Origin of the sequence: Microbacterium sp. MYb64 (genome assembly GCF_002979495.1) — a bacterium.
Lineage (GTDB): Bacteria > Actinomycetota > Actinomycetes > Actinomycetales > Microbacteriaceae > Microbacterium > Microbacterium azadirachtae_A.
In genome coordinates, this window is record NZ_PCOW01000006.1 from 1 (window position 1) to 20,801 (window position 20,801).

Consider the following 20,801-nt stretch of genomic DNA (forward strand, 5'->3'; position numbering starts at 1 on the left):
CTCTCCACGATCGGCGGGTGATCTGTTCCACCGTACGGGGGCGGGGTCTGCGCGGCGAAGGCGGCGGCGTCGTTGTTCTGGCTCACGTGCGGATCCCCCTGCAGCTCTGGCGTGGCGCGATCATGCCGCGCGACCCTGCCAGCGTAACCGCCGAGGCTGACCGTGCGACCCGGATCGGATGGGGAGGACTGCCCCTCCGCAGACCCCGACCCCGTACGGTGGAACAGATCACCCGCCGATCGTGGAGAGGAGCCCGCATGGCCGATCCGGGCCTGCAGGCTGCAGCAGAACATCCGGGGCTGCGTCGCCTCGGGATCCTGCCGCTGCGCGTCGTTCCGGGGCGCGGCAACCTCGCGATCTGGGCGTTCGCCGTCGCCTGTGCGCTCACCCAGCTCGCGGTCGCGGCATCGCTGAGCGCCACCGCTTATCGCGTACCGCTCGCTGCGGCACTCATCCTCTCCCTCCTGCAGGCGGCCGCGATCGTGCTCGCGCTGTTCGCTCCGGTCTGGGCGACCGTGCTCGCGCTGATCTCGGGCAGCGCGCTCTCCGGCCTCGCCGTGTCGGGCCCGGACCAGCCGTGGCCGGTCGCCGCCTCGACCATCGTCGCCTATGCACTCGTCTGGATCGGCGTCGCACTGCGGGCGCGCTGGTGGCTCCCGGTCGCCGGGTGGGCGTTCAGCGTGCTGCTGGCGATCATGATCGCCACCGAATCGCAGGGCGACGTGGGCAGCGGCCCTGTGGTCGCCGACCTGATCGTGTTCGCCGCTGTCACGCTCGTCGCCGCAGCCATCGGAATCGGCATCCGCAACTGGTCGCTCCTGCGTGCCCAGCTGCGCGCGGAGCGTGCAGCGACCGCGGCGGAGCTCGCCCGCCGCGAGGCGGTGCAGGACAAGGCGCGCATCGCCCGCGAGCTGCACGACGTCGTCGCGCACGGCATGTCCGCGATCCAGGTCCGCGCGGCGAGTGCGCGCTACCGGATGCCGGATCTTCCCGCGGATGCGGCGGCCGAGTTCGACGAGGTCGCCGCCACTGCGCGGTCCGCGATGAAGGAGATGCGCGTGATCCTCGGGCTGCTCCGCGACGAGGAGGGCGAGGCCGACCACGCCCCGCAACCTGGGCTCGACGACCTTCCCGCGCTTCTCGCCAGGGCGAACGACCTCGCGCCCGTGACGGAGACCGGGTCCTGGCAGCTCACCGCCGCGGAGCAGAGCAACCCGCTCCTGGGGCTCACCGCCTACCGCGTGGTGCAGGAGGGGCTGAGCAACGTCGCCCGGCACGCTCCGGGTGCGGAGACGGAGATCGCCTGGACCGAGACGCCTGCGGAGCGGGGGATCCGGATCCGCAATGCCGCTCCGACCAGGGCGATCGCTCCACGGGCGGACGGCGGAGGGCACGGGCTGCGCGGCATGCGCGAGCGCGTCGAGGCGATGGGCGGCACGGTCGCCGCGGCAGTGACGGGAGACGGCGGGTACGTGCTGCAGGTGCGGATCCCCCGGGAGGAGCAGGCATGACGACGGTGCTGATCGTGGACGACCAGGCGATGCTGCGGGCCGGCTTCGCCGCGATCCTGCAGGCGCAGGACGGGCTCGACGTGATCGGGCAGGCGTCGGACGGGAGCGAGGGCGTCGATGAGGCGCGCCGGCTGCGTCCGGACGTGGTGCTCATGGATGTGCGGATGCCGAACCTCGACGGGATCGAGGCGACCCACCGCATCATCGCCGCCGCCGAGCGCGACGGCCGCACCCCGCCCGCCGTCCTGGTGCTGACCACGTTCGACGCCGACGAGTACGTGCACGAGGCGCTGCAGGCGGGGGCCAGTGGATTCCTGCTCAAGGACGCCCTGCCCGAGGAGCTCGTGCAGGCGGTGCGCGTGGTGGCGGCCGGCGACGCCCTGCTCGCCCCGCGCATCACCCGGCGCCTGCTCGAGCGCTTCGCGGAGAGCCGCCCGCGCTCGAACAGCGCGGAGCTGCGCCTGAAGGGCCTGACCGAACGGGAGCACGAGATCCTCGTGCTGATCGGGCGGGGGCTCTCGAACCGCGAGATCGCGTCCGAGCTGTTCCTCGCGGAGCAGACCGTCAAGACGCACGTCAGCCGGATCTTCTCCAAGCTCGATCTGCGCGACAGGGTGCAGGCCGTGATCCTCGCCTACGACGCCGGTCTGGTCGCGCCCGCGGGCTGAGCCGGGTCAGGCCGTCTGAGAGACGGCGACGCTGAACACCGACAGGCCCACGACGAGGATCACGACCACGATCAGAGCCCACACCACCAGGAGCAGGCTCGAGATGATCACGCCCGCCACGGCCATGCCACGCCCCGCCGGCTCCTTCCTCAGTCCGGCGATGCCCAGGATCAGCGCCGCGATGGGGACGAGGAAGGTGAACCCGAACAGGATCGAGACGAGCGCGAGCACCATCGAGGCGATGCTCATCCCCTTGGGCTCCGGCGCGGCGAGGTAGGTCGGCATCGGGTAGTACGCCTGGCCGTTCGCGGGCTGCTGCGCCATCGGATAGGGCGGGGCGGCCTGATACGGCGGCGGCCCCGATTGCGGGTCCTGCGGATAGGTCATGACTTCCCCCTGGTCTCCATGGGGCGAGGCGCCCCCTTCCTTCCTAGCGCAGCTCGGCCGACGGCGCCGCCCCGATCGTCGTGATACCGCGGTAGGGGGTGTACTCAGCACCGCAGCGGGACGCGGCGGGCGAGACCTGACCGCGACCGTAGGGGCATGGCACTCCTCATCCCCGTCCTCGCTCCCGCGCCGGCGCATCCTGCGCGGCCCGTCGCCCCCGGCTCCGCCCCGGCGAAGACCACCCGCGACACGGCCGTCGACGGCGTGCGGGCGATCCTGCTGGGGGTCGTGGTGCTGCTGCACTCGCTGATGGTCGGCGTGAGCGTCGCCGCCGACGGATCCCCGATCCTGCGCAACGCGATGGAGGGCTGGGACGGTTTCGCCCCGCTCACCTGGGTCCTGCAGATCATGCCGCTGTTCTTCGTGCTCGGGGGCTTCGCGTCGTACACGCAGTGGACGCGGCAGCGGGCGCGGGGCGCGACGACCGGCGACTACGTGGCCGCGCGGATGCGCCGGCTGCTGATCCCCGCGTCCGGCGCGATCCTGGCGACCGCGGTGGCGCTGGCCGCCCTCATGATCGCCGGGGTTCCGGCTGACGTCGTCGCCACGGCCGGATTCCGGATCAGCCAGCCGCTGTGGTTCCTGGGCGTGTACCTCGGCTGCTCGGCGCTCGTGCCGTTCATGGTGCGCCTGCACGAGCGGCACCGGATCCTCACCGTCGTCGCGCTCGCCGCAGGGGTCGTCGCCGTTGACATCGTGCGCGGCGCGACCGGGCTCACCGCGATCGGGCTGGTCAACATGGCCTTCGTGTGGCTGCTGCTGCAGCAGATCGGCTTCGCGGTCGCGGACGGATCCCTGGACCGCGTGCGCCGCGGACCGCTGCTCGCGATCGCCGGCGCCGCCGTCGCGGTGGCAGGCGTGCTGATCCTCACCGGCGCCGCGCCGGCCGACCTCATCACGGCGCTCAATCCGCCGATGGCGATCCTCGTGGTGGCCGGCATTGCGCAGACCGCGCTGTTCCTCGTCCTGCGCCCGCGACTGCGCACCTGGGCCGCGGGCCCGCGGACGGCGGCCGCGGTGGGATGGATCAACGCCAGGGCGATGACGATCTACTCCTGGCACATGCTCGTGGTGGTCGCGCTCGCCGGAGCGCTGCTGCTCTCCCCGCTGTCGCTGCCGGTGCCGCTCAGCGCCGCCTGGTGGGCGGGCCGCCCGCTCTGGTTCGCGGTCGTGCTGATCGCGGTGGCGCTCGTCGTCGCCCGCGTAGGCCGGCGCGAGGCCGCCCGAGAGCCCAGGGCGATCCTGATCGGCACGGGTCGCGCCACGGTGTCCGCGCTCGTCGGGGTGGGCGGCGTGGTCACGATCCTCGTCGCGGGATCCGCCCCCTCCGCCTGGGTGCTCGGCGCGGCGCTGATCCTCGCGAGCGTGCGGCTGGCGGGCGGGAGCCTGCGCGCCGGCTGATCCGGCGGGGGTCGCACGGCGCCGACGCTCCGGATGACGAAATGACAGTTCCCGTTCTTCCCGTGGATACCGGTATACCGCTACGTTCGCAGTGTCGTGTCCGGATCGAGGGGGTTTCGCGTGGAGAGCATGTCACCGGCAGCCAGAGCAGGGCGCAAGGGCAGGGGCAGAGGCCGCGCAGGGCTCAGCATCCAATCGAAGCTGCTGATCATGCTGCTCGGCGTGAGCCTGATCTCCGCCCTGATCATCGGCGCGATCGGGTTCGTCAACGGGCGCAACTCCCTGCACGCGAGCTCGATCGACCAGCTCACCACGATCCGCGAGATGCGCACCCATGAGATGGCCGTCGCGCTCGCTGACGTCCAGCGCACCGCCGCGCTGAATTCACGCAATCTCAGTGCGCAGAACATGTCGAAGGCGCTCAACGCCGGCTTCGACGAGCTGCAGAGTCAGACGCTGCCCGCCGACCAGGAGACGGCGCTCGACGGTTTCTACGCGGACCACTTCGTCCCCGCGCTCGAGAAGAGGACGGGCGACCACTACGGATCCGGTGCGTTCGTGCCCGAGTCCGCCGCGGGCCGATGGATCCAGGCCCACTACACGGCCCGGAACACGGCGCTCGACGACGCCGGCTACGAGAAGATGCTGACGACCGATGACGGCGGGGATGGCACGACGTACTCCGCGGCGGCGGCGCGCTACGGCGACTACTTCTCCCGGCTCGTGACGCAGGCCGGCTACGAGGACGTGCTGCTGCTCAACCTGACCGGCGACGTCGTCTACTCGGCGTACAAGGGGCCAGAGATCGGCAGCAACGTCGACACCGGTCCGCTCCGCGACTCCAAGCTCGCCGACGCCTATCGCAAAGCGATCGCGACGAACTCGGTCGACACCGTCGTGATGACCGACTTCGAGCGCTGGGTGCCGTCCATGGGCACCCCGACCATGTGGATCGTGTCGCCGATCGGCAACGACGATGGCATCACCGGCGCGCTCGCGATCCAGCTCCCGCTGTCGTTCGTCAACGACGTGATGACGGGCAGCAACGGCTGGAAGGGTCAGGGACTCGGCACGACGGGCGAGGTCTACCTCGTCGGGCGGGACGGTCTCATGCGCAGCACCTCGCGCGAGGTGGTCGAGCACCCGAAGCAGTACGTGCAGAACGCCGTCGATCACGGCACGCCCACGGCGGCCGCGAAGCGCGCCGCAGAGGTCGCCGGCACCGTCCTGATCCAGCCGATCACGGGCGAGGCGGTGACCCGCGCGCAGAGCGGGAAGAGCGGCACGCTCGAGGGATCCGACTACATCAGCGGGTCGAGCGTCGTCAGCTACGGACCGCTCGACGTGGACGGCCTGGACTGGGTCGTCATCGCGCGCATCGACTCGAGCGAGGCCTTCGCGCCCGTGGACGACTTCACGCGGATCGTGCTGATCTCGCTCCTCGGGATCATGCTCGCGGTCGCCCTCCTCTCCCTCCTGCTGGCGCAGGTGTTCACCCGCCCGATCAACCGCCTCGTCACCGCGGTGCACCAGGTCGCCGAGGGCGATCTCGACGTGCAGGTCCCGGCCGGATCGCGAGACGAGTTCGGAGACCTCGGCAGCGCGTTCAACGACATGGCGTCGAGCCTGCGGATCAAGCAGCAGCTGATCGACGACCAGCGCGAGGAGAACGAGCGCCTTATGCACACGCTCATGCCGCAGAGCGTGGCCGAGAAGTACAAGCAGGGCGAGGAGGCGATCACCGAGGCGCACGACAACGTGTCGGTGGTCTTCGCCGAACTCATCGGCTTCGACGACCACAGCAGGAGCCTCACGGCCGAGGAGGAGATCGCACAGCTCAACATGCTCATGCGCGGCTTCGACGAGGCTGCGGAGCGCGCCGGCGTCGAGAAGGTGCGCACGCTGCACGGCGGATACCTGGCCTCCTCGGGGCTGATCGTCCCGCGGGTCGACAACGTGCGCAGGGCGGTCGAGTTCGCCCGCAGCCTGCGCGAGGTGCTGGAGAGGTTCAACGCGCAGAACGGTACGGCGATCGGTCTGCGCGCCGGCGTCGACACCGGCGCCGTGACGAGCGGCCTGGTCGCGCGCACGAGCCTCGCCTACGACCTGTGGGGCGACGCGGTGAACCTCGCCTACCGGGTGCGCTCGGTGAGCGGTGATCCCGGCATCTACGTCAGCCAGGAGGTGCGCGACCGCACCGCCGAGCTCGTGGAGTACGTCGAGGCGGGGACCGTCGAGGTGCGCGGCAAGGCCGAGACCGTGTGGAAGGTGGCCTGACATGGGCGGCCTGTTCCAGCAGGGCTGGACCTGGTGGCTGATCGGGCTCGCCGTCGGCGTGCCCGTGCTCCTCGTGGGGCTGACCGAGCTGCTCGGAGCGCTCCGCCGCCGTGGCAACCCGATGGCCAAGCCGGTCGCGCTGCTGCGCAACGCGGTCATCCCCGCCGGGGCGCTGTTCGCCCTGCTCGTCTTCGCGATCGGGCAGAAGGACGACGGCTACGTCTGGGTGCGGGTCGTCGCGACGATCTTCGGGTTCCTGCTGATCCTGCTCGTGCTCTCCGCCTTCAACGTCGTCCTCTTCGCGAACGCGGAGGAGGGATCCTGGCGGCGACGCGTGCCGTCGATCTTCGTCGAGATCGCGCGGCTCGTGCTGGTCGTCGTGGGTCTCGCGATGCTGTTCTCCTGGGTGTGGGACGCCGACGTGGGCGGCCTCTTCACTGCCCTGGGCGTGACCTCGATCGTCATCGGCCTGGCGCTGCAGAACGCGGCGGGCGGCGTCGTCTCCGGTCTGCTGCTGCTGTTCGAGCAGCCGTTCAAGATCGGCGACTGGCTCGACACCGGAGGAGTGAAGGGACGGGTCGTCGGGGTCAACTGGCGTGCGGTGCACATCGACACCGGATCCGGGATCCAGATCGTCCCGAACTCGACGCTCTCCGGCGCCTCGTTCACGAACATGAGCGAGCCCGCAGGTCCGTACTACGCGACGGCGTCGATGTCCTTCAGCACCGACGACCCGCCGCAGGAGGTCATGGCTCTGCTCGTGCAGCTCGCCGACGGACTGCCGATGCGGTGGCGCGAGGAGCGGGCGAGCGCCGAGTACGCCGGCTCCGCGAAGTACACGGTCTCGATCCCGATCGCGGCGCCGGCCGAGGCCTCGGCCGCGCTCTCCCTCTATCTCTCCTGGCTCTGGTACGCCGCACGGCGGCGCGGATTCGCCCTCGACGGCGATGCGACCGATCCGATCGCCGAGCCCGCGATGCTCGACGCCGCGCTCGAGGAGGCCGCGCCCGTGCTGCACCTCGACGAGGCGGGCAGAGACCTCGTGCGCAACGGTGCGAAGCTGCAGCGGTACGGCATCGGCGAAGTCGTGCTGTCCGCCGGCATCGTGCCGAACGAGGTGCGCCTGATCCTGTCCGGCCGGGTCGTGATGCAGTTCGAGACCGGGGACGCACGGATCCCGGTGGGCGAGGCCGGCCCGCGCGAACTGATCGGCCAGACGGCGCTCACCCGCGAGCGCACCACGGTGACGATCTCCGCGGTGGAGGTGCTGACCGTGCTGCGGATCCCGCTCGACGTCATCGACGAGCTGATCCGGGTGCACCCGAGACTCGCGGCCGAGATCGGCGAGTCGCTCGAGCTCAAGCGTGCCGCGACCGCCGAGGCGATCGCCGCCCTCGGCCTTCCCCGAGGGGAGATCCGGCCGCGCTGATGCCCGGCGTCAGGCTGTGCGGTCGCGCCGGGGTCAGGCGAAGCGGTCGCGCCGCCGCCACCGCAGCCGCGTGACGAGCACCCCGAGCAGGCAGAGCGCGCCGCCGAGGAACATGAGCGGGGTCGGCACCTCGCCGAGGATCAGCCATGACAGCAGGATCGCGATCGCCGGCACCACGTAGGTGGTTGCCGAGGTCTGCCCCGCGGTGCTGCGCTGCAGCACATAGGCCCAGGTGGTGAAGGCGATCGCGGTCGGGAAGATGCCGAGGTAGACCACCCAGAGCGTCGCATCGAGCGGAGCGGTCTGCAGCGCGCCCACGAGGCTGCCGGTCCAGGGCAGCAGGGCGACCGTTCCGACGGCCGCGCCCAGCCAGGTGAGCGTGGTCGCATCGGTGCCGGCGCTCAGCAGGTGCTTCTGCAGCAGGGTGCATCCGGCGTACATGACCGCGGCGAGAAGTGCGAGCAGGAGGCCCGCGATGTCGATGGCCCCGCTCTTCGTCGAGGAGTTCAGGCCGATCAGCACGACGCCTCCGAATGCGATCGGGGCTCCGATCAGCAGCGGCTTCGGGAACCCCTCGCGCAGGAACAGCCCGCTGAACACGACGACCATGAGCGGCGCGAGGTTGACCACCATCGCGGCGGTGCCGGCGTCGAGGGTGTGCTCCGCCGCGTTGAGCGCCAGGTTGTAGATGCAGAACCAGCCGACGCCCCACACCACGACCAGCAGCCAGAGCCGCCGCGCCGGCAGGCGGATGCCGCGCTTGAGCGCGAGGGCGGTGAGCGCGACCGTTCCGACAGCCATGCGCAGCAGCGCCAGCGCGCCGGGGTCGAAGTGGGGCCCCGCGCCGCGGATGCCGATGAACGCCGAGGCCCACAGGACGACCGTGACCACGGCCGCGATCAGGACGAGCGCTCCATGGCGCCGCGGGGCCGGTGCGGCCGTGCCGCCGCCCTCCGCGGGTCGTCGCGGGCGTCCCTGGGTGGTCTCCGTCATCCTTCGATCGTCGCAGGGGCCGCGGACATCGGTCGAGCACGGCGACCGCCATCCCTCACCGATATCCCGCCACGCTCACCGGGAACCGGCGTGGCGGACGCCCGCACCGGCGCCGGTGCTAGAGCGCGCTGCGGCGGGCGTGGATAGCCGTGCCCGCCGTGCCGTCCGAGTAGGCGACCGTGATCACGGGGTCGCCGAGGTCGATCAGCGATCCGCCGACCGTGAGCGTCGCGTGGCCCGACCCGTCGAAGGTCGCGGATCCGGCGGGCGAGGATCCGTAGCTCACGGATGCCGTCGCCCCCGGCTCCCCGGAGAGCGACAGGGTGTCGCTGGAGAGGATCCGGATGCCGAGCAGCCCGACCGTCGCGTTGCGCGTCAGGCCGGCGAAGGCGAGCGGCTTCGGCGCGGCCGGCACCGGCGTCGGCTGCGACGGCGCGCCGGGGCCGGATGGCGTGGAGGGGGTCGAGGGCGTGCCGGGCCCTGGAGCCGTGCCGCCCGGCGTCGTGCCGTCACCGGGAGTCGGCCCGGACGAGGTGCCGCCGTCGGCCGGGGGATCCGCGAGCGGCGGCTCGGTCGGCGTCGCGGGAGCAGGCGTCGCGGGAGCCGTCGTCGCGGCCGGTGCGGTGCGCGGGAGGGGGCCGGGTGAGCCGCCACCCTCTCCGAGCAGGGCGTTCGCCGGATTCCGGGTGCCGGCCTCGACCGAGATGTCCGAGGCCGAGGCCGAGGCCGAGGCCGCGGTCGCCGGGCGGTCGGTCGTGGCGGGGTGGAGACCGAGGACGAGCACGCCCCCGGCTGCGCAGAGCAGCACCGCGGCCGCTCCGCCGACGAGCAGGAGCGCCCTGCGTCGGCCGAGGCCCTGGGGCCCTTCTCCGGCGCGTGCGACCGGAGCGGCGGTGGGCAGGATCGACGCGGACTGCGGCTCGAGTCGGGCGGCGCGACGCGGGGACCCTGCGGGCGGTGCGCCCGGGGCCGCGGATCCGAGATCCGTCTCCTGCGTCATGTCCTGATCCGATTCGGCGGTGCGCCCCAGCAGGGGCGTGCGCCTCACGATATCCGAACGCCCGTCCGCACTAGGAGTCCCCACGGCCCGTCCGCACCCTCCGATAGACTGGCTCCGCCCGATCGGGCCAGCTCATCAGCCGGTGCAAACCCGGCGAAAGCACGGCAGCGGATGCGGCCGCCCCCAGGGGCCCGCAGGCCGCTGAAAAGGGGGAACACCCATGCCAGGAATCGTGATCGTCGGCGTCCAGTGGGGCGACGAGGGCAAGGGCAAGGCCACGGATCTGCTCGGCGAGCGCACCGACTGGGTCGTCAAGTTCAACGGCGGCAACAACGCGGGGCACACGGTCGTCGTCGGCGACGAGAAGTACGCTCTGCACCTGCTGCCCTCCGGCATCCTCTCGGCCGGCGTCACCCCCGTGATCGGCAACGGCGTCGTGATCGACCTGGAAGTGCTCTTCCACGAACTCGAGGCCCTCGGATCCCGCGGCATCGACACCTCGCGCCTCAAGGTGAGCGCCAACGCGCACATCATCACCCAGTACCACCGCACGCTCGACAAGGTCACGGAGCGCTTCCTCGGCAAGCGCATGATCGGCACCACCGGCCGCGGCATCGGCCCGGCCTACGCCGACAAGATCAACCGCGTGGGGATCCGCGTGCAGGACCTCTTCGACGAGAACATCCTGCGCCAGAAGGTCGAGGGCGCCCTCGACCAGAAGAACCACCTGCTGGTGAAGGTCTTCAACCGTCGCGCCATCACGTGCGACGAGATCGTGGAAGACCTGCTCTCCTACGCCGAGCGGCTGCGTCCGATGGTCGCCGACACCGGTCACCTGCTCGACGACGCGCTGCAGCGCGGCGAAGTCGTCGTGTTCGAGGGCGGCCAGGCCACGATGCTCGACGTCGACCACGGCACCTACCCGTTCGTGACGTCGTCCTCGGCGACCGCCGGAGGCGCCGCGACCGGATCCGGCGTCGGCCCCGGCCGTCTGGATCGCATCGTCGGCATCGTGAAGGCGTACACGACGCGGGTCGGATCCGGCCCCTTCCCCACCGAGCTCTTCGACGAGCAGGGCGACTGGCTGCGCGCGCGCGGCTTCGAGTTCGGCACCACCACAGGGCGTCCGCGCCGGGTGGGCTGGTATGACGCCCCGATCACCCGCTACGCGACCCGCGTGAACGGCATCACCGACCTCGTGCTCACCAAGCTCGACATCCTCGACGGCCTCGACCAGATCCCGGTCTGCGTCGCCTACGACGTCGACGGCGTGCGCTTCGACGACGTGCCGGTGAACCAGAGCGACTTCCACCACGCGAAGCCGATCCTGGAGTACTTCCCGGGCTGGCAGGAGGACATCTCCTCCGCGCGCACGTTCGAGGATCTGCCGAAGAACGCGCAGGACTACGTGCTCGCGCTGGAGAAGATGAGCGGCACGCGCATCTCGGTGATCGGCGTCGGCCCGGAGCGCGACCAGGTCGTCGTGCGCCACGACCTCGTCGACTGACCTCTGCGGGGCGGCCGCGTGCCGAGCGCACGGGATACTGCCGAATGCACGGGCTATCGGCGTGAACGACCCGTGCACTCGACAGCAGGGCGTGCACTCGACGAGAGAGTGAGGATGCGATGACGCGATTCTGGGTCGGCGGCTACGGCGTCGACATGGACGGGCACGCCGACGGCATCGGCGTGCTGGCGGTCGACGAGGGGCATGGGCCGACGACGCTCGCGTACCGCGGCGCGGTCGCGCCGGCTCCATCGCCGTCCTGGCTCGCGCAGCATCCGACGCTCGACGTCGTCTACGCGGCGCTCGAGGGATCAGGGGAGGTCGCCGCGTTCGCGCGCGCGGGCGAGACCGCCCTGCGCCCGCTCGGGCGGCCGGTCGCGGCGGGGCAGTCCGTGTGCCACCTCGCCGTCGCGCCCGACGGCCGCTTCCTCGTGGCGAGCTGCTACGGCGACGGCCGGGTGGTGCGGATCGGGCTGGGCGCGGACGGCGGCCTCGTGCCCGGTGCGCGCGACAAGGCGGCGGAGCTGCGGGCGGCGCTGTTCGGCGACCGCGACGCCGAGGAGCGCGAGGGGGGCGACGAGTCCCAGGACCGCGCGGATCCGATGGTCGCCGAGGATCCCTACGCCGCGGATCCGAACCGCCTGGATCCGAACGGAGATCCCCGCGTCTCGCACGCGCACGCGGCGGCCTTCCTGCCCGACGGCCGGATCGCGACGACCGACCTCGGCTACGACCTCGTGCGGATCTGGCGCCCTTCGGCGTCGGGGCTGACGCCCGATCACGAAGTGGTGCTGCCGCGCGGATCCGGTCCCCGGCACATGGTCGCGCATCCCAGCGGGCACCTGCACGTGGTGACCGAGTACTCGTGCGAGCTGTTCACCCTGGCCGCCGACCGCGAGGGCCGTTGGGGCCTGGTCTCCGGCGTCCCGGTCTCGGCGATCGTGACGCCGGGCCACGACTATCCGGCCGAGCTCAGCCGCTCGCGCGACGGCGAGACGCTCTACGCCGGGGTGCGCGGCAGCAACACGATCGCCGCGCTCCGCGTGCGCGGCTCCGGCGAGCGGGTCGAGCCCCTCGCGCTCGCCGATGCGGGCGTGGACTGGCCGCGCCACCACCTCGTGCACGACGGCGCGCTGCTCGTCGCGGGCCAGCGCTCGGACGAGATCAGCGTGCTCGACCTCGACGACCGCACCGGAGCCCCTGGTCGCGTCCGGCACCGCACTCCCGCCCCCGCGCCGACGCACCTGCTGTCGGTGCGCTGAGCAGGCAGGCAGCTAGGCAAGCGGGCGGCTTGTGCGCGCGGTTCGGGCGCGCAACTCCGCAGGACCTTTGCAACTCTGCAGGCGATTCCGGCCCGGATCCTCCTGCGGAGTTGCAAATCTCCTGCGGAATGGACGCCGCGCAGAGTTGCGGACGCCCAGGCCCAGGGCACCGCGCACCCCGCCGACCCCGCCCTCACACCGCCCGCAGCGCGGGCGCCGGCTGCAGCAGATGCTCGACCACGTAGTCGGCATCGCGACCCATGCCCATCAGTGTGGGTGACGCGATCGAGTACTGGAACGGCAGGCCCATGAACGCGAGCCCTGGCACGGTCGTGGACAGACCGCGCTCATGCCGGATCCCGTTCTCATCCGCGAATCCCGGGATGTCGATCCAGTTCAGGATCGGGCGGGATCCGGTGCACCACACGATCGTCGCGGGGTGCAGCCGCTCGCCGCCCTCCAGCACCGGGAGGCCGTCGTCGATGCCGGCCACCCGGCCGACCCGGCGGATGCCCGCGCGGCGCAGGTCGGACAGGTGGTTGCGGACCAGGTTCACGCCGTGCCCGCGCTGCTGCTCCCAGACACGGCGCCCCTTCTCGGTGTCGAGCGTGATGTTGCGCAGGCGGCGGATGAAGATCCCGCTGATCAGGTTCCCGACCGGGGTGTCGATGCGTCCGGGTACCTGGCCCGGGTGGCGGCCCGCGAGGACGGTCCCGTGTCCGTTGGCGGCCGCTTCGAGGGCGATGTCGGTCCCCGAGTTCGCGGCGCCCACGATGAGCACCGCCCCCGTCGCGAAGTCCTCCGGGCCCTGGTACTCGAGCGAGTGCAGCTGGCGGATCGACGGATCCAGCCCCGTGGCGAACGCGGGCACGACCGGCCGGTGGTGCACGCCGGCGGCGACGACCACCTTGTCCGCGACGGCCTCCTCGCCCGCGTCGAGCTCGATGCGGAAGCGGCCGTCCGGCTCCACAGAGAGCCGCTGGACGCGTGTGGCCGTGCGCACCGGGATCTCGAACGTCATCGCATACCGCTCCAGATAGTCCGCGAGCTGTGCCGCCGTCGGGTACTCGAACATCCCGATCTCGAGGCGCAGTCCGGGCAGCTCCGCCCAGCGCCGCGGGGTGAACAGGCGCAGAGAACGGTAGCGCTCGCGCCAGGAATCGCCGATGCGCGCGTGCGCATCGAAGACGCCGATCGTCGCGCCGCGGTCCATCGCCCGGCGTGCGGTGTGCAGCCCCGCCGCGCCCGCGCCGACGATCGCCAGGTCGAGTGTCGTGGTGGACATGATGACCTCCTCTCCGGAGATCCGGTTCTCCGGTTCTCCGGCACGGTACGACGGGGCAGGAACCCGCGGCATCGGCAGAAATGACCAATTCCGAGAAGGTCGCGGATCGGGATCCGGGTCGCTCGGCGAGTCCTCGCGGCGGCTCAGCCGATGCCGACCAGCCCGTGCCCGAAGGCGTACGCGGTCGCGGCCGAGCGCGACGGCACGTCGAGTTTGCTGAGGATGCTGCCGACGTGGCGCGCGACCGTGCGCTCGCTGAGGAACAGACGTTCCGCGATGCGGCGGTTCGACCACCCCTTGGCGACGAGCTCGAGCACCTCGCGTTCGCGTCGGCTGAGTCCCGGATCCGATGCCTCCCGATGCGCGGTCGTGGCGAGGCGCTCGAGCCGGGCGAGATCCGGCACGGCGCCCAGCCCCTCCAGCACCGCGCGGGCCGCGTCGAACTCGAGTTGCGCGCCTTCCTCGTCGCCGGCGGCGCGGGCGGCGGATCCGATCGCGATGCGCACGAGCGCGGCGGGATGAGGCGCGTCGAGGCGCCGCCAATCCAGCCAGGCGGCACGCAGCAGTGGCAGCGCCTCGGCAGGACGGCCTTCCCGCAGCGCGATCTCGCCGCTGGCCTGTGCCGCCTGGGCACGCAGGCAGGGGGTATCGAACGCGACGGCGCACGCGGCGAGCTCTTCGGAAGCGGCGCGGGCCTCGGTGAGGCGACCGCGGTCCAGAGCCACTCTCACGGCCGCAGCGAGCACCTCGGCGCGTTCGGCGGGGCCGAGCGCCGTCGCCCGCGCCCTGGTCAGGCCGGACCACGCGGTGTCGAGCTCTCCGCCGTCCCGGTGCATCAAGGCGAGGCCGGGCTGCACCTCGCGTCCGAGCGCCGCGGCCTCCCGGAACGCATCTCGGGCTCGTGCCGCTCTGCCGGCGACCCGATGCAGCTCCGCCGCGCGATACCAGGCGTTTCCGAGGGTCTCTGTCCGCTTCTCTGTGCGGCACACCTGCTCCACGGCCTTGGTCGCCGCTCCCCATTCGCCGCCCAGCTGCATGACCGTGGCGCGATGCAGTGTGCATTCGCCACGGAACGGCTCAAGCCCCCGCTGCGTGTCGCACCAGTCTCCGAGGTCGCGCGTCCACACCCGAGCGCGTTCCAGATCCCCGCGCGCGAGGAGACTCGCTACGACGGCGCAGAACGCAGGGCCAGCGGCTCTGTCGCTGACACGACCAGATCCGATCATGAGCATCACCCTGTCCAGGCACACGAAACCCTCCTCGGGCCGGCCGAGATGCACGAGCGAACGGCCCAGTCCCATCGTGGCGAGGGCCTCGACGTCGGTATCACGGGCAGCGGCCGCGGAGTCCGCGGCCTGCCGGTAGAGCGGGACGGATCCTTCCGGGTCGCCCTGTGCGTACCGGGCGACCGCGCCGCACAGCTCCTGGAACACCTCCGTGCGCGCATCGGCCTCCGGCCGGGCGCAGAGATCGAACAGACGACCCATCCACGAGCGGGCGAGCACCTCCTCCCCCTGCTCGCTGAGCGTGAAGCCGAGCCAGAACACGCATCGCACAGCTGCCGCGAGGTTTCCGTCATCGAGGTGGCGCAGGTGCGCGCGCTCCCAGGCCCGGCGGCTGACCTCGTCGCGGCCGGTGAACCAGGCCGCCTGACCGAGCTCGTCCAGCTCGTCGGCGCCGAGGATCGCCTCCTGCGCCGCGAGGTCGTCGAATCGGCCCGTCCAGTCCACGACGGGCGCGTCCCGGATCGCCATGCGCACAGTATGTTCCCGACCGCGACAGGGGACAAGGGCGTGTTCGATGCAGGATGCTTGCAACTCGGCAGGCGATTCCTGCTCGGACTCTCCTGCGGAGCCACCATCGACCTGCAGGATGTCAGCACAGGATCCGGTCCCGCGGTCGTGTCGCCTGCTCCCGTCAGGCTCTAGTCTGATCGCAGCGGGGCCGACGGCCACCGCGCACGACGCAGCGACGCGAATGCGGGCGGGGGATATGAACGTGGCAGATGACGAGTCGATGCCCGCGCCCGGCGCACCGGATCCCCTCGACGTCGCGCGGGAGGGCGGTCACGAGCTCGCTGTCGGCTTCGGTTCCGCCGGTCCCGTGGGCGGGGTCTCGCCCGGCCAGGCCCCCGCACCCGCCGACCCGGCTCCCCGTCGTCGGCGCCGCGTCGTGCTGGCCCGGTCGCTGTCGATCGCCGGGGTGCTGCTGCTCGCCGGTGTCGGCGCGGTGCTGCAGCTCACGGCGAACCTCGGCTACGACCAGGCGCACACGCAGCTGGCGACGGCCTTGACGAAGCAGGGCGATGAGGCGTCGAACAACGAGCGCGTCCGCGCCGTCGACGACGAATCCGCGCGTGCCGCCGACGTGCTGCTGGGCGTGACCGATCCCGCCCTCGTCACCGACGCGCACAGGGCCGGGCTCACCACGGCGCGGGACCGCGCGCAGAAGGCGTCCGCTGCGGCCATGTCGCTGACCAGCGCCCGGGTTCCCGAGCCCGGCACGAAGCCGTCCTGGTTCTGGGAGCTGTACGCCCGTACGGCCCGGCTGGAAGCGGATTCGCGCGAGGTCAGCACCCTGACCTCGGCGCTCGGCCACTCGTCCGAGGAACTCGGATCCGCGACCAGCGCGATCGGTGAGACGGGTCTCGCCGTGGTCAAGGCCGCGGGCGGGCTCGCCGCGCAGATCGAGAGCGACAACACGCCTTCGCCGAACGAGGGCGTCCTGACGCTGCGCGAGCTGTCTGCCCAGCTGGTCGCCACCACCTCCTTCGACGAGCAGGTCGCGCAGGGATTCCGCGACTACGCCACGACCGTGCAGCAGGTGCGCGACGGGCACGTCGCGACTCTCGCGGCCGAGGCGGGTCCGCTGCAGGGGGCGCGACAGCAGATCGAGGACTTCGCGCGATCCCTCGTCCCCGGGGTGCTGCTCGATTTCCAGTGGGCGGATCGGGTGAACGACCTCGGCGGCGACAACGGCTACCTGTCCGGTGAGACGCGCACGCCGATCGAGTCGGGCCAGTACGCGACGATCCTGCTGTCCAACTCCGTCGCCGAGGAATGGCCCGGCGATTCCAGCAGAGCGCTGGTGGCGCACGAGGCCGGACATGCGATCGCGACGAAGTGCCGGTCGATGGTCGACAACACGGACTCGGCCTCGGCGGAGGCGTGGGCGACGGCCTGGGCCATCGGCATGGGATTCACCGATCCGGGCAACGGCACGCAGGCGTACGGTTCCCCGCCGGACGCGGTCGTGCAGCAGGCGATGGCCTGCCGCTGAGGGACCGGGGCCGCCGTCCCGCGGCGTGACATCGCCACTCTGCAGGATCCTTGCAACTTCGCAGGTGATTCCCGCGCGGATCCTCCCGCGGAGTTGCAGATCTCCTGCGGAACTGACGCCCAGACCGTTTCCCTCCACGCCCTAGACTCCCGGCTATGACCCCTCCGCCCTCGGCGTCCGTCGGTCAGGTCGTGGTGCTCGTCGAGCACTGGCCGGATCCGGTTCCGCCGACCGAGCTTCCGCTGCGAGGTGCGATGCGCCCCGGCGCCAGGGCGGTCTTCGTGGTGCTCCTCGTGCTCGCCACGGTCGTGGGGGCGGGCTCGATCGTCCCGCTCTGGACGATGACGACTCCCGGCGTCTGGTTCTCGCTCTTCTTCACCGTGTTCATCGCGGTCCTCGTCGTGGTGCTCTGGGCGGTCTACATCGGCTCCCTGGTGCACAGTGCGGAGCGCGTCCGGGCCCATGCGCGCTGGCTCGATGCGGCCGGCCGCATCGAGCGCCTCGACGGCGCGGTCCGGGCGCGCACGGTGTCGACGATCGAGGACGGCGGCGTCGACCGCTTCGAGCTCGTGGTCGACGTCGCCGGAGGCGCGCTCTCCGGGACGTGGGAACGAGCGACGGCAGGGACGCCGATGCTCCTCCAGACGCAGGTGCCCGGCGTCGGCGCGCGGGCGCGGATCTGGCGCATCAGGGATGCGGATGCCGACGCTCCGCTCGTGATCGAAGTCCGGGATCCGTCGGTCGTGACACCCGCCGCGGACCCCGTCTGACGATTTCTCAGGAATCCGCGCTGGACTCCGGCTGTTCTGGGAGGGTGGATGAGGTCGGGGGGGCGCCGTGCTCTGCGACCACCCCTGACCGAGAGGCGGATCGCATGACCGACGAATACGACCTGATCGTGCTGGGCGGCGGCCCCGTGGGAGAGAACGTGGCCGACCGCGCGGTGCAGGCCGGGCTCAGCGTCGTGATCGTGGAGAGCGAGCTCGTCGGCGGCGAGTGCTCGTACTGGGCGTGCATGCCGTCGAAAGCGCTGCTGCGCTCGCCGCAGGCCCTGCGCGCGGCGCAGCATGTCGGCGGTGCGGCCGAGGCGATCACCGGTGAGCTCGACGTGCGTGCGGTGCTCGACCGGCGCGACGCGTTCACGAGCCACTGGCAGGACGACGGCCAGGTGGCCTGGCTCGGCTCCGCCGGGATCGATCTCGTGCGAGGGCACGGGCGCCTGAGCGGCGAGCGGAAGGTCGCCGTCACCACGCCCGACGGCAGCGTGCGCACCCTCACCGCTCGGCACGCCGTCGCGGTCAGCACCGGATCCGACGCCGCGATCCCGCCGATCCCCGGCCTTCACGAGGCGAACCCCTGGACGAGTCGCGAGGCCACGAGCGCCGAAGAGATCCCGGCCTCGCTCGTCGTGATCGGCGGCGGGGTGGTCGCGGTCGAGATGGCCACCGCCTACGCCTCGCTCGGTGCGGAGGTCACGGTGCTCGCCCGCACGGGTCTGCTCGGATCCGTCGAGCCGTTCGCGGGCGAGTTCGTCGCCGAGGGGCTGCGCGCGCTCGGCGTCGACGTGCGCCTGGGCGTCGCGACCGAGAGCGTCTCGCGCGATGCCGACGGGGTGACCGTGACGACCGACGGCGGCGATGTGCACGCCGCCGAGATCCTCGTCGCGACCGGACGAACGCCCCGCAGCGGCGACATCGGCCTGGAGACCGTGGGACTCCCGGCCGGCCGCTCGATCCGCACTGACGACACCCTGCGCGTGCCCGGCGTGGACTGGCTTTACGCGGTCGGCGACGTGAACGGCCGGGTGCTGCTCACGCACCAGGGCAAGTACCAGGCCCGGGCCGCGGGCGATGTGATCGCTGCACGCGCGAAGGGCGAGCCGGTCGACGACGACCGCTGGGGCCGGCACGTCGCGACGGCCGACCATGCCGCGGTGCCGCAGGTCGTGTTCTCGGAGCCCGAGGTCGCGGCCGTGGGCGTCACCGCGGCGGCCGCCCGCGAGGCCGGCCATCGTGTCCGGGAGGTCGAGGTCGAGTTCTCCTCGGTCTCGGGGGCATCGCTGCACGCCGACGGCTACAAGGGCCGCGCCCACATGGTCGTCGACGAGGACCGGCAGGTGCTGCTCGGCGTGACCATGGTCGGACCCGACGTCGCCGAGCTCATCCACGCCGCCTCGATCGCGGTCGCGGGCGAGGTCCCGCTCGCTCGGCTCTGGCACGCGGTGCCGTCGTATCCGACCATGAGCGAGGTCTGGCTGCGCCTCCTCGAGGCCTACGGCCGCGAGTCCGCCTGACGGACTCCCTCCCCGGTTTCAGAGTGCGCAAATGGTTCCATCCGGGCCCCGGATCCAGCCATTTGCGCGCTTCGAACCGGGGAAAGGGGGAATCCGGAGAACGGCATGGCTGTTCCCGATGTCGGAGGCCCCGCGTACTGTCGGTAACGCGCCGTGTCGCCACGCCGCAGGCCGAGAAGAAGCGAGTCGCATCGATTCCCCGGAGGGACGAGCATGCAAGCAGTATTCGAAGGAACCGTCATCGCGAACGCGGATGACGCCGACGTGGTGGTCATCGAGGGTGACAGGTACTTCCCGCCGACGTCGATCACGGAGGGCGTGCTGCAGGCCGGCTCCACGTCCGAATCGCCCTCGGGGCAGGGCGAGCGCCAGTCCTACGCGATCCGGGTGGGCGAGCAGGACCACGAGGATCTGGCCTGGGCTCACCTCCATCCGTCCGCCGAGGCCGTCGAGCGCGCCGGTGTCGACTTCTCGGGGTACGTCGCGTTCGCCCCGGCCGTGACGGTGCGCGAGGGCGTCGTTCCGCAGGAGGGGGCGCTCCCCTGAGGGGCGGACTGCCGATGATCGAATTCCGCTCCGTCACCAAGACCTTCCCCGACGGCACCTGCGCCGTCGACGACTTCAGCCTGGTCATCCCCGCCCGGAAGACCACGGTCCTGGTCGGCTCGTCCGGCTCCGGCAAGACCACGCTGCTGCGCATGATCAACCGCATGGTCGAGCCCACCTCCGGCGCCGTCGAGATCGACGGCGAGAGCGTGCTCGACAAGGATCCCGTGGCGCTGCGCCGCAGCATCGGCTACGTGATGCAGAACTCGGGGCTGATGCCGCACTTCACCGTGATCGACAATGTCGCCACGGTGCTGCGCCTCAACGGGACCCCGCGCCGCGACGCGCACGTCCGCGCGCGAGAGCTGCTCGACACCGTCGGGCTGGACCAGGCCCTCGCCGACCGCTATCCCAGTCAGCTCTCCGGCGGGCAGCAGCAGCGCGTCGGCGTCGCGCGCGGGCTCGCCGCGGATCCGAACATCCTGCTCATGGACGAGCCCTTCGGGGCGGTGGATCCCATCGTGCGCACGGAGCTGCAGCAGGAGCTGCTGCGCCTGCAGCGCGAACTCGACAAGACGGTGGTGTTCGTCACGCATGACATCGAGGAGGCTTTCCTCCTCGGCGATCAGATCGTGATCCTGGACAAGTCCGCCCGCGTCGTGCAGAAGGGATCCCCTGAGGACATCCTCTCCGCCCCGGCCGACGACTTCGTCGCGGCGTTCGTCGGCGCCGACCGCGGAAAGCGCGCGCTGCACCTGAAGCAGACCCCGCACGGCACGCTGATCGTCGACGCCGACGGCCGCGCCCAGGGCACGCTGGTGCAGTCCCCGGCCTCGCTGCTGGACGCGCATCCGCCGAGGGCGGCGGATGAGGTCTCCGTCGACGCAAGGACCGCCGACTGAC

Annotated in this window: 17 protein-coding genes; 12 read left to right on the plus strand and 5 right to left on the minus strand. The window is 71.7% G+C overall.

Features of this window, described 5'->3' with window-relative positions:
- The first annotated feature begins 257 nt into the window (after positions 1-257).
- Both CQ044_RS07430 and CQ044_RS07435 read left to right on the plus strand, forming a co-directional pair.
- Complete coding sequence (locus CQ044_RS07430; protein WP_105687877.1) at positions 258-1,511, plus strand: sensor histidine kinase; 1,254 nt, start codon at positions 258-260, stop codon at positions 1,509-1,511.
- Positions 1,508-2,179, plus strand: a complete 672-nt coding sequence (locus CQ044_RS07435) for a response regulator transcription factor (RefSeq protein ID WP_105687878.1) — start codon at positions 1,508-1,510, stop codon at positions 2,177-2,179. Before CQ044_RS07430 ends, CQ044_RS07435 begins: the two co-directional genes overlap by 4 nt.
- Before the next feature lie 6 nt (positions 2,180-2,185).
- On the opposite strand, the gene CQ044_RS07440 is transcribed toward CQ044_RS07435, so the two are convergent.
- Positions 2,186-2,566, minus strand: a complete 381-nt coding sequence (locus tag CQ044_RS07440) for a DUF4190 domain-containing protein (protein WP_105687879.1) — start codon at positions 2,564-2,566, stop codon at positions 2,186-2,188.
- Positions 2,567-2,722: 156 nt separating this feature from the next.
- Between CQ044_RS07440 and CQ044_RS07445 the strand changes: the two genes are divergently transcribed.
- From CQ044_RS07445 to CQ044_RS07455, 3 genes are all read left to right on the plus strand, one after another.
- Positions 2,723-4,027, plus strand: a complete 1,305-nt coding sequence (locus tag CQ044_RS07445; RefSeq protein WP_105687880.1) for an acyltransferase — start codon at positions 2,723-2,725, stop codon at positions 4,025-4,027.
- Positions 4,028-4,156: 129 nt separating this feature from the next.
- Positions 4,157-6,304 carry an adenylate/guanylate cyclase domain-containing protein gene (locus tag CQ044_RS07450; RefSeq protein WP_105687881.1) on the plus strand — a complete coding sequence of 716 codons (2,148 nt, stop codon included), beginning with the start codon at positions 4,157-4,159 and terminating at the stop codon, positions 6,302-6,304.
- Between the two features lies 1 nt (position 6,305).
- Positions 6,306-7,733 carry a mechanosensitive ion channel domain-containing protein gene (locus CQ044_RS07455; protein ID WP_105687882.1) on the plus strand — a complete coding sequence of 476 codons (1,428 nt, stop codon included), beginning with the start codon at positions 6,306-6,308 and terminating at the stop codon, positions 7,731-7,733.
- Positions 7,734-7,766: 33 nt separating this feature from the next.
- On the opposite strand, the gene CQ044_RS07460 is transcribed toward CQ044_RS07455, so the two are convergent.
- Positions 7,767-8,726, minus strand: a complete 960-nt coding sequence (locus CQ044_RS07460; RefSeq protein ID WP_105687883.1) for a DMT family transporter — start codon at positions 8,724-8,726, stop codon at positions 7,767-7,769.
- 118 nt (positions 8,727-8,844) lie between these two features.
- Positions 8,845-9,726 carry a hypothetical protein gene (locus tag CQ044_RS07465; protein WP_146116755.1) on the minus strand — a complete coding sequence of 294 codons (882 nt, stop codon included), beginning with the start codon at positions 9,724-9,726 and terminating at the stop codon, positions 8,845-8,847.
- A gap of 220 nt (positions 9,727-9,946) precedes the next feature.
- Here CQ044_RS07465 and CQ044_RS07470 point away from each other — a divergent pair, with 220 nt between their 5' ends.
- Positions 9,947-11,233: an adenylosuccinate synthase gene (locus tag CQ044_RS07470; RefSeq protein WP_045271557.1), complete on the plus strand. Its 1,287-nt coding sequence runs from the start codon at positions 9,947-9,949 to the stop codon at positions 11,231-11,233.
- A 119-nt stretch (positions 11,234-11,352) separates the two neighbouring features.
- The gene (locus tag CQ044_RS07475) at positions 11,353-12,495 is read left to right on the plus strand and encodes a beta-propeller fold lactonase family protein (protein ID WP_105687885.1); all 1,143 of its coding nucleotides are present in this window, start codon (positions 11,353-11,355) and stop codon (positions 12,493-12,495) included.
- A 193-nt stretch (positions 12,496-12,688) separates the two neighbouring features.
- Here CQ044_RS07475 and CQ044_RS07480 read toward each other — a convergent pair whose 3' ends face one another.
- Both CQ044_RS07480 and CQ044_RS07485 read right to left on the minus strand, forming a co-directional pair.
- Complete coding sequence (locus CQ044_RS07480; RefSeq protein ID WP_181158217.1) at positions 12,689-13,780, minus strand: NAD(P)/FAD-dependent oxidoreductase; 1,092 nt, start codon at positions 13,778-13,780, stop codon at positions 12,689-12,691.
- Positions 13,781-13,923: 143 nt separating this feature from the next.
- On the minus strand, positions 13,924-15,534 hold the full coding sequence (locus CQ044_RS07485) for a response regulator transcription factor (RefSeq protein WP_105687887.1): 1,611 nt from the start codon (positions 15,532-15,534) through the stop codon (positions 13,924-13,926).
- A 244-nt stretch (positions 15,535-15,778) separates the two neighbouring features.
- On the opposite strand from CQ044_RS07485, the gene CQ044_RS07490 reads away from it, so the two are divergent.
- The 5 genes from CQ044_RS07490 to CQ044_RS07510 all read left to right on the plus strand — a co-directional run bounded on the left by CQ044_RS07490 (position 15,779) and on the right by CQ044_RS07510 (position 20,800).
- Entirely contained in the window at positions 15,779-17,059 is a 1,281-nt protein-coding gene (locus CQ044_RS07490) for a hypothetical protein (protein WP_146116756.1), read from the plus strand.
- A 155-nt stretch (positions 17,060-17,214) separates the two neighbouring features.
- Entirely contained in the window at positions 17,215-17,829 is a 615-nt protein-coding gene (locus CQ044_RS07495; protein WP_105687889.1) for a hypothetical protein, read from the plus strand.
- Between the two features lie 104 nt (positions 17,830-17,933).
- Positions 17,934-19,352, plus strand: a complete 1,419-nt coding sequence (locus tag CQ044_RS07500) for an NAD(P)/FAD-dependent oxidoreductase (protein WP_105687890.1) — start codon at positions 17,934-17,936, stop codon at positions 19,350-19,352.
- A gap of 213 nt (positions 19,353-19,565) precedes the next feature.
- A complete protein-coding gene (locus CQ044_RS07505) occupies positions 19,566-19,898 on the plus strand; it encodes a DUF427 domain-containing protein (protein ID WP_105687891.1) in 333 nt (110 codons plus the stop codon).
- A 14-nt stretch (positions 19,899-19,912) separates the two neighbouring features.
- Positions 19,913-20,800 carry an ABC transporter ATP-binding protein gene (locus CQ044_RS07510; protein WP_045271564.1) on the plus strand — a complete coding sequence of 296 codons (888 nt, stop codon included), beginning with the start codon at positions 19,913-19,915 and terminating at the stop codon, positions 20,798-20,800.
- Position 20,801: the final 1 nt, after the last annotated feature.